Source organism: Methanosarcina sp., from assembly GCF_049706645.1.
In the GTDB taxonomy this organism is placed as follows: Archaea; Halobacteriota; Methanosarcinia; order Methanosarcinales; family Methanosarcinaceae; genus Methanosarcina.
The window spans coordinates 24,747-33,598 of the sequence record NZ_JBNAKP010000025.1 but is presented as its reverse complement, the minus strand read 5'-3'; the positions used below and the strand labels follow the sequence as shown (position 1 = coordinate 33,598).

Below are 8,852 nucleotides of genomic sequence, written 5' to 3'. Positions count from 1 at the left end.
CGATAGCAGTAACCTCTGGCAGGATCAACCAGAATTGTTAAAGTATCGCACACTTCAAAATAAAGGTCTTGGTCGCAGAAACTTGCACTAACAACTATCAATTCAGTTATTTCAGTTTCACGATGATGTTTTATGAAAAACTCTCACCGCCCAGAATTAACCGAACCGACAAAAATCCTCGTCAGACAGGAAACAACTCCTGACTCCATTATTAATAAGTAGTAATTGCTGCATTTATGATGCAGGAAGTTATAAATACGCACTCATAGTATTTAAAGATATCTATTTTCCTTTTTGAACAAAAGGATTCTTGATACCACACCTACGAGAAACCAGCCTAGCATGCATAAATAACCACACTAGAACGGGAATATATAATTATGTGCCCATGGTATTTAAAGGTATCTATTACCCTCATTCCGAGGAATTATTTCAACCCGATAAGCCATGAGAAAACCTTTCCAGCACAATCAATTCATGCTGAAACAGGAAACACATATACATCAGTTTTAATATATAAATCTTTTCGTTCAGGAGATCTTCTAAAAAAAACAAACTTAACAATTGATGAAAATCTGTTTTGTTAAACTCCTGATCCTCACCCTCGAATTACAATTTCAAGAGCGACCCGCACTTGTTTTGTGCGTGAGACATACAAAGGAATGTCCAGTATATATACCTGTCGCCTGTCCGCTTACTTAGAAAAAAATAATAATAAGAAAGGAGTAAAAGAAAGCAGAAAAGCGCAGCATTAAAATAATAACAGAAAGTTGAAAGCTGCAGAACGAATAACCTTAAAACTCGAAAAAACGATATATAAGGGATTTAAGAGTATAAAAATAAAAAGTAAAATAATAAATATAAACTACATATAACGAGGTATCAAACTGGCAGACTTAAAGAAACCTACATCCAAAGCCAAACCCAATACGGAAGAAACCGTTACAAGAGTACGCACACCGCGCAGGGAAAACAACGAGATCCTGGCAACTGTAGAGAGTCTCCTGGGTGCAAACCGACTGAGGCTTCGTTGCATGGATGGGGTCGTTCGTATGGGAAGGATTCCGGGTTCAATGAAGAAGAAAACCTGGATTCGAGAAGGAGATGTTGTTATTGTCGTGCCCTGGGAGTTCCAGAACGAAAAAGCCGATGTAATCTGGAAATACACAAGGCCGCAGGTAGACTGGCTTGAGAGAAAAGGATACCTGAAAGGGTAATATGGTAATGGACCAGGAAAAGAAAATAAGGCGCATCGATAGCGCTACAGATAAGTCTCGGGCCAGGGAAAAAGACTCCGAGCGGCTGAAGGTAGAAGAAAACGTATTCGATGTACCCACCCTTAAAATTCTTTATACCCTTTCCAACAAGGGCATAATAAAGGCACTGGGGGGAGCTATCAGTACCGGAAAGGAAGCAAACGTATTCTATGCCGAAGGCCCGGATAAAGAACTGGCTATAAAAATATACAGGATTGCCAGCAGCACCTTCAAGGCCATGGATGCCTACATTATGAAAGATCCTCGCTTCACAAATATTCGAAACAACAAGCGAGACATCATTTTTGCATGGACACGCAAGGAACTTCAGAACCTGAAGCGTGCGAAAAGCGCAGGAGTGCGGGTCCCGGAGCCTGTGCTTGCTGAGAAGAATATTCTTATCATGGAATTTATGGGAGAAAAAGAGGTGCCTTATCCGCTCCTCAAAAACACACATCTTGAGGACGATGAGGCAAAGCTTATTTTTGACACGGTTGTCGAATACATGCGTCTCCTCCATAAAAAAGCAAACCTTGTGCATGCCGATCTGAGCGAGTATAATATCCTGATCGACCCGAACAACCTGACTCCCATATTTATTGATATGGGACAATCCGTGACCCTGGAGCATCCTAATGCTCGGGAGTTCCTCTACAGGGACGTGCAAAATATACTCAGGTTCTTCAGCCGCTATGGGATAAAGGACAAACCTGAAGAGCTATTTACAAAAATACAGGCGGAATAATATGACTCAGTATGTCAAAATCCCCAAAGAAAGAGTCGGAGTAATAATAGGTCCGAAAGGAGAAACAAAAAAGTTTATCGAGGACAAAACCGCGTGCCAGCTGGAAATAGATAGCGAAAGCGGGAAGATAGACGTCACCTGTGAGGAAGACCCATTGAAAGAATTTAGGGTTCTGGATACTCTCAAAGCGATAGGAAGAGGCTTTAGCCCCGAAAAAGCTCTCGAACTTCTGGAAGACGAGATGCTTATGCTTGAAGTTATTGACCTTTCCGATATTGCTACCACTCCGAAAGAACTGCAGCGGATCAAGGGCCGGATAATAGGAAGAAACGGAAGAACCAGGGAGCTTGCAGAAACCCTGATAAATGTCAAGATCTCGGTATACGGAAAAACCGTATCCATTCTTGGGCACCCCGAACAGAACACTATAATCCGGACAGCTATAAGGATGCTGCTCGATGGAGCTACCCACGGTGCAGTCTACAAGTTCCTGGAAAAAAAGCATCAGGAGCTTTTACAGTCCCAGATGGACTCGATTGATTTTTATTAAGAAAGAAGAGAAGCCAATCTCCAGGATATGACAATACTACATCCCAAAGATCTTATGATGTAATTGAGCTCTCCTGGAAACGTCTTTCATTTTTTCTGTTTTCTGCAAAACCTTCTCCAAGCTTTTTTCTTGCAAAACCTTTTTCTTCAGTCCTGAGCTTCGTCAGCCTCTTCGAGGGCTTCTTCATCCTCTTCGGATCTCTTCCCTCTGCCTTCCAGGAAGTTGCCCCTTCCAGGTTTTGCATTAATCGACTCCTCAGTCCAGATTACTTCGCCTCTGGAGAGAGTATACTCCGGAAAAACCCCTTCCATGCCTTCAAAGGGAGTCCAGCCTGCTTTACTGTGCAGGAACTCAGCCTTTATAGGACGGAGCTCGCGGGGATTCACAATAATCAGGTCTGCATCAAAACCTACCTCAAGCCTGCCTTTGGATTTACGGTCCAGCCCGAAAGCTTTTGCCGGATTCCAGCTTGTAAGCAGGATCATCCGTGAAAGCGGCAGGATGTTTTTCCTTACTGCAGCAAGCATTAGAGGCATAAGGGTCTCGACCCCGGGCACTCCCGAAGGAGCAACTCTTATATCAACATCTTTTTCCGATTCCAGATGCGGGGCATGATCCGAAGCTACCATGTCAATAGTGCCATCGTTAATCCCGTTTACGAGAGCTTTAATACTATGGCTTCCCCGGAGAGGAGGATTCATTTTTCCAAAAGATCTGAGCTTTTCCCAATCCCGTGTAGAGAGGAATAGGTGATGAGGGGTAACTTCACAGGTAAAAAGAGCTTCTTTATCTTCCCTTCTTGCAAGATATTTTTCCTTTCGTATCATACCTGTAGCTTCAAGCGTGCTCATGTGGCAAAGATGCGCCCTGGTTTTCAGTCTGGAAACAAGCTCCAGGGCTTTCTGAACCGCAGCCGCTTCACACGCATTGGGGCGTACCCTTGAATGGTACTCATAGGAAGTATCCCCTTTTAACAACTCTTCGAGCTCAAGACGCATTTTCTCGTCTTCGGCATGGATGGTCGCAAGCGCGCCGAGCCGTTTGATTTCGGCAAGCGCTTCTTCAAAGGTGTCTTCATTAATATTTAGCCCACCTGTGGACTCGGCCATGAAGATTTCCCCAAAAGCCGTAACTCCCAGTTTCCAGAGTTCTTTTAACTTCTCGGTATTGTCTGTTACCCCACCATTTATCCCGAAATCAATAATAGACTTTCCCCGAGCAAGTTTAAGTTTTTGTTCGAAAGCCCGCCTGTCAGTCGTGGGAGGCACTGTATTAGGCTGGTCTATGACAGTGGTAATTCCTCCGGCAGCTGCCGCACAGGAGCCCGTATACCAGTTTTCCTTTGAGGTCATTCCGGGTTCCCTGAAATGCACATGTACGTCAATTCCGGCAGGCAGGGTAAGAGCTCCACCCGCATCTATTATCATATCCGAGCTCGACACCCTTAGATCTTTTCCTATTTTAGTAACTTTGCCATCCTCAATAATGATCTCGGCAGGCTGGAGCGAATTATTGTAATAAATCCGTGTATTTTTTATAAGAATATCAGGCATGGGCGTCTATATGCTTATAAATGTACTTAAAACCTGTACATCAGAGAGAACAGGAAATGGTTAGAAGAAAAAATCAAAGAAATTATCAGAAAAAATAATCAATTATCAGAAAAAATAATCAAAAGCGTTAAAAAGCCATCATGAAGCTAAACAAAAACCAGACTCGGGATTGGATACTGGAAAAAGCTGGATAAAAGATAGAAATAAAAAATAGAAATAAAAAATAGAAATAAAAAATAAAAAGAAAAGGCCAAAAACCTTTTCAATTCAACTTGATCCTTTCAGCCGTAGCAAGATAGACTACACTTTCACAGATATTGCAGCAGTGATCGGCAATTCTTTCCAGATAACGAATCAGGAAAAGCAAATTTGTGGCTCTGGAAATGATACTTGTATCTTTTGCCATCATTTCTATCAGCTCGACCCAGACTGCGTAAAAGAGTCTGTCGACCTCTTCATCCATTGCTGCTGCGGCTTTTGCAAGTTCGACATCCTGAGTTTCAAAAGCCTTCAGGGAATTCTCAAGCATAACTGCGGCAATATCTGCCATTCTTTTCGTATCGGTAAGGGGTTTTACGTGTCCACCCTCCATTCTTCCGGGAATTTTGGCGATATTTATTGATAATCCCGCAATTCTCTTGAGATCTGCCGAGATCTTGAGAGTAGATACGACAAGCCGGAGATCGCTGGCCATGGGCTGCTGAAGCGCAAGCAGGTCAAAAACCGAAGCCTCAATATCTTCCTCAAACTTATCTACCCCTGGCTCAAAGGCAAGTGTTTTCTCAGCAAGCTTGACATCGAGATCTATAACTGAGGTCATGCAATCCCTGAAAATCAGTTCAACCATCTCTCCAAGCGAGAGTACTGATTCCTTGAGCAGGTCCAGCTGTTTTAAGTATCTTTCTCGAACCATTCCAATCACCCGAACCTGCCAGTAATGTAATCTTCAGTACTCCGTTCTTGAGGATTATGGAAAATCTGCCTGGTCTGGCCGAACTCAATCAGTTCTCCCATAAGGAAAAATCCGGTATAGTCTGATATCCTCGCTGCCTGTTGCATATTGTGAGTTACGATTACTATGGTATAATCTTTTTTAAGGTTCATGATTAGATCCTCAATCCTGGAAGTGGAGATGGGATCAAGAGCACTTGTGGGCTCATCGAAAAGAATTGTTCTGGGGTTTACTGCCAGGGTTCTGGCAATGCAAAGCCTTTGCTGTTGCCCTCCACTGAGGGAGAGAGCAGGAGACTTAAGCCTGTCTGAGGTTTCTTCCCAGATCGCAGCCGAACGAAGGGCCTTTTCTACAATGCCGTCAAGGTCTTTCCTGTTTGCGCCATGTATACGCGGCCCGTACGCGACATTATCATAAATCGACATAGGAAAAGGGTTGGGTTTCTGGAAAACCATTCCAACCTTTTTTCGAAGCTCAACAACGTCCACATCTGGCCCGTAGATATTTTTGCCTTCTATCGAAACTTTACCTTCGATCCTGCAGTTCTTAATAAGATCGTTCATCCTGTTTAAGCAGCGGATGAAAGTGGATTTGCCACAGCCTGAAGGGCCTATAAGGGCAGTTACGCTGTTTCTGGGAATCTGCATGAAAATATTTTTAAGCGCCTGCTTCTCCCCGTACCACAGATTAAGATTTTCTACTTCTATCTGAGGTTGAGATACGTTTTGAACAGCATCAGTCATTTAGGGACCTCGTTATCATATAAAGCCTTGTACATTATTAATAAAGATATAATTAGATTTTCAGTTTATTCCTGTAATGCCTGCGAATCAGAACGGCTATAAGATTCAAACCCAGGACGATAAGCAACAGAACCAGAGCCGTACCATACTGAATAGGTCTGGTTTTTACAATATTTGTCCCGGCCGTTGCAAGCACGAAAAGGTGGTAAGGGAGCGCCATAAACTGGGAATGGATGGAATCAGGCAGCCTTGGCAGAAAGTAAGCAGCCCCTGTGAAAAGAATCGGAGCTGTCTCTCCTGCAACTCTCCCTATGCTCAGGACTGACCCTGTAACAATTCCGGGTATTGCGGCTGGCAGTACCACGTATCTTATTGTCTGCCATTTACTGACCCCAAGTGCAAGGGATGATTCCCGATATTCTTTAGGAACCGTAAGCAGGGCTTCTTCAGTAGCACGGATGATTACCGGCAGAATCAGGAGAGCAAGTGTAAGAGAAGCCGAGAGTATGGAAGGGCCAAACCCGAAGTATTTTACAAACAGTGCAAGCCCGAAAAGCCCGAAAACTACCGACGGCGTTCCTGCAAGGTTGTTGATCGCCATTTCGATTAGCCAGGTGGTGCGGGTTTCTCCTGCATATTCGTTCAGGTATATGGCAACCATGATTCCCACAGGAAGAGCTACAATCATGGAGCCTATTATCAGGGCTATGGTACCTACAATTGCCGGATAGATCCCGCCCTGTGTCATCATCCTGCGGGGCATTTCAGTAAGGAATTCAATACTAATTGCTTCATATCCGTTTGAAACGATATAGAACAGAATTACCAGTACAAAACCTACAACTGTCAGTGTGGAAAGAGTCAGCAGGGAAAAAGCGATTTTTTCACTCGTTTTCGAACTCAAACCCATGATCAGTCCACCTTAAAACGGTATTTCTTTTTAATAGAATCCGCAACAAGATTAATCAGGAAAGTTATAATGAAAAGTACGGACCCTACTGCAAAAAGAGCATAAAAGTGATTACTGCCCTGAGGGACTTCTCCCATTTCAAGCGCTATTGTAGCGGTCATTGTTCTTACAGAGTTCAGAAAACCACCCGGAAAAGAAGGAATTACGGCAGTATTTCCGGTTACCATCATAAGGGTCATGGTCTCCCCTATAGCCCTTCCCACACCAAGCATTACCGCCGCTGAAATCCCCGACAGAGCCGCAGGGACTATGACCTTGTATATGGTCTGCCATCTCGTAGCCCCAAGAGCAAGTGAACCCTGCTTGAGGGTGCTGGGAACCGAGCTTATCGCGTCCTCCGAGATAGTAATAATCGTGGGAAGCGCCATAATCCCGAGCATAATCGAACCTGTAAGGGCAGTCTGTCCGGTAGGAAGGTTGAAAGTTTCCTGTATGAGGGGAACGAGTACTACGAGCCCGAAGAACCCAAAAACCACAGAAGGGATAGCTGCCAGAATCTCAATAAAAGGTTTCAAAAAATCCGCAACTTTCGGGTGTGCGATCTCAGAGATGTATATCGCAGAAGCAATGCCAAGTGGAACTGAAAAAAGAATTGCTCCGACAGTAACAATAAGGGAACCGAAAAATAGAGGTAGTAACCCGAACTGCGCGTTTACGGATGTAGGGTACCAGAATTTGCCTGTGAGAAAATCCAGAAGAGAGACATCTCTAAAGAGAAGTAAACTGTCCCGGAATAAAAATAAACATATAAGGAAAAGAATTACAACCGTAAGGGTACTTACGGAAAAAAGTACTGATTCGATTGCTTTTTCCTTATACTTCCTGTTAAACATGTTTTTCCCTATAAATCTTTTATATTTATTCTTGTACCGGGAAATATCCGACTTCACTTACAAGGCTCTGCCCATTCTCGCTCATTACGAAGTCAACGAAATTTTTTGTGAGGCCCGCAGGTTCCCCATTTGTATAGAAATAGAGAGGCCTGGAAAGCGGGTATGCACCACTGATGATGTTTTCTGGAGTTGGGGCTTCAGAGCCGTTTCCTGAGTCAAGGCTCAGGGCCTTTATGCTTTCATCGAGATATGCAACACCGATGTATCCTATTGCATTGGGATTCTGGGAAACTTCACTGACAACCCCGCCTGTAGCAGGCTGGGTAAGGGCGTCAGGCCGGTATTCGTCCCCGAGCAAAACAGCTTCCTTGAAGTATTCATAAGTGCCTGAACTGCTGTCCCTGGAAATTACTGCGATTGGCCTGTCCTCGCCTCCAACCTCATCCCAGTTGCTGATGCTTCCGTTGTAAATGCCGCGCAGCTGGCCAAAGGTGAGTTCAGATACAGGATTATCGGGGTTTACGACTACGGAAATCCCATCATAAGCAATGGTATGTTCCACAGGGTTGATCCCATTTGCCTGAGCAGCCTCAATTTCATCAGTTTTCATTTCTCTGGATGCGGTAGCAATGTCTACCTCACCGTCAATGAGCGCTGCAATTCCAACCCCTGACCCTCCCCCGGTGACTGTTACACTTTTATCAGGGTTTTCAATCATGAACAATTCAGCCTCAGCCTGTGCAAGAGGGAGAACCGTATCCGACCCTTTTAAAAAGATGCCTTCGGATTCGCCTGCAGGAGTCTCTTCTGCCGGAGAAGGACCTTCACCATTTTCAGTTCCGGTACATCCGATTCCCAGGAACACAAGCCCTACCATCAATAATATGAGAATTGTATATCTCTTTAACCGATTTGCCATGTTAGAAACACTCCTCTAAATAATAAACTAAATTATGTCCATTAAAGTTGAATTCAGTATAATGCACAATAAAAGTGAAGGATATATAAAGATTCGCTTTATATAATATAGAGAAGTATATATAGGCTAGAAGTATGAAATAAAGTAGTATAGTATATATGTTCTATATAAAATATAGACAAAAAGGAAAATAACAGTAAGAAAAATAAATATAAAAATCAGAGTCAGGCAAATAAACAGGTTAAAACCTGAAAAGAACCTTAAAAATTTTAAAGCCTGAGAATAGAAGTAAAAAGAATTTAAAGGCGATGCTGAGTATTTAGAGAATTCG

9 protein-coding genes are annotated in these 8,852 nt (G+C 43.5%); 3 read left to right on the top strand and 6 right to left on the bottom strand.

All coding sequences use genetic code 11. The annotated features are described in order from the left end of the window. Positions 1-881 precede the first annotated feature (881 nt). From eif1A to ACPK8D_RS10445, 3 genes are read left to right on the top strand one after another with little or no spacing between them, the layout of a single operon-like run. Positions 882-1,217 (top strand): translation initiation factor eIF-1A, encoded by a 336-nt coding sequence (eif1A, locus tag ACPK8D_RS10455; RefSeq protein WP_424717796.1) that lies wholly within the window; start codon positions 882-884, stop codon positions 1,215-1,217. Position 1,218: 1 nt separating this feature from the next. Then, positions 1,219-2,001, top strand: a complete 783-nt coding sequence (locus ACPK8D_RS10450) for a serine protein kinase RIO (protein WP_424717794.1) — start codon at positions 1,219-1,221, stop codon at positions 1,999-2,001. A gap of 1 nt (position 2,002) precedes the next feature. Continuing rightward, a complete protein-coding gene (locus ACPK8D_RS10445; protein ID WP_424717793.1) occupies positions 2,003-2,551 on the top strand; it encodes a KH domain-containing protein in 549 nt (182 codons plus the stop codon). Between the two features lie 146 nt (positions 2,552-2,697). On the opposite strand, the gene ACPK8D_RS10440 is transcribed toward ACPK8D_RS10445, so the two are convergent. From ACPK8D_RS10440 to ACPK8D_RS10415, 6 genes are all read right to left on the bottom strand, one after another. After that, positions 2,698-4,104 (bottom strand): dihydroorotase, encoded by a 1,407-nt coding sequence (locus ACPK8D_RS10440; protein ID WP_424717792.1) that lies wholly within the window; start codon positions 4,102-4,104, stop codon positions 2,698-2,700. A gap of 262 nt (positions 4,105-4,366) precedes the next feature. After that, complete coding sequence (gene phoU, locus ACPK8D_RS10435; RefSeq protein WP_424717791.1) at positions 4,367-5,017, bottom strand: phosphate signaling complex protein PhoU; 651 nt, start codon at positions 5,015-5,017, stop codon at positions 4,367-4,369. 5 nt (positions 5,018-5,022) lie between these two features. Beyond that, entirely contained in the window at positions 5,023-5,799 is a 777-nt protein-coding gene (gene pstB / locus ACPK8D_RS10430; RefSeq protein WP_424717790.1) for a phosphate ABC transporter ATP-binding protein PstB, read from the bottom strand. A 52-nt stretch (positions 5,800-5,851) separates the two neighbouring features. After that, complete coding sequence (gene pstA, locus ACPK8D_RS10425) at positions 5,852-6,709, bottom strand: phosphate ABC transporter permease PstA (protein ID WP_424717789.1); 858 nt, start codon at positions 6,707-6,709, stop codon at positions 5,852-5,854. Between the two features lie 2 nt (positions 6,710-6,711). Further along, positions 6,712-7,602: a phosphate ABC transporter permease subunit PstC gene (gene pstC, locus ACPK8D_RS10420; protein ID WP_424717788.1), complete on the bottom strand. Its 891-nt coding sequence runs from the start codon at positions 7,600-7,602 to the stop codon at positions 6,712-6,714. Between the two features lie 25 nt (positions 7,603-7,627). Beyond that, positions 7,628-8,521: a PstS family phosphate ABC transporter substrate-binding protein gene (locus ACPK8D_RS10415; protein ID WP_424717787.1), complete on the bottom strand. Its 894-nt coding sequence runs from the start codon at positions 8,519-8,521 to the stop codon at positions 7,628-7,630. Between the last annotated feature and the right edge of the window lie 331 nt (positions 8,522-8,852).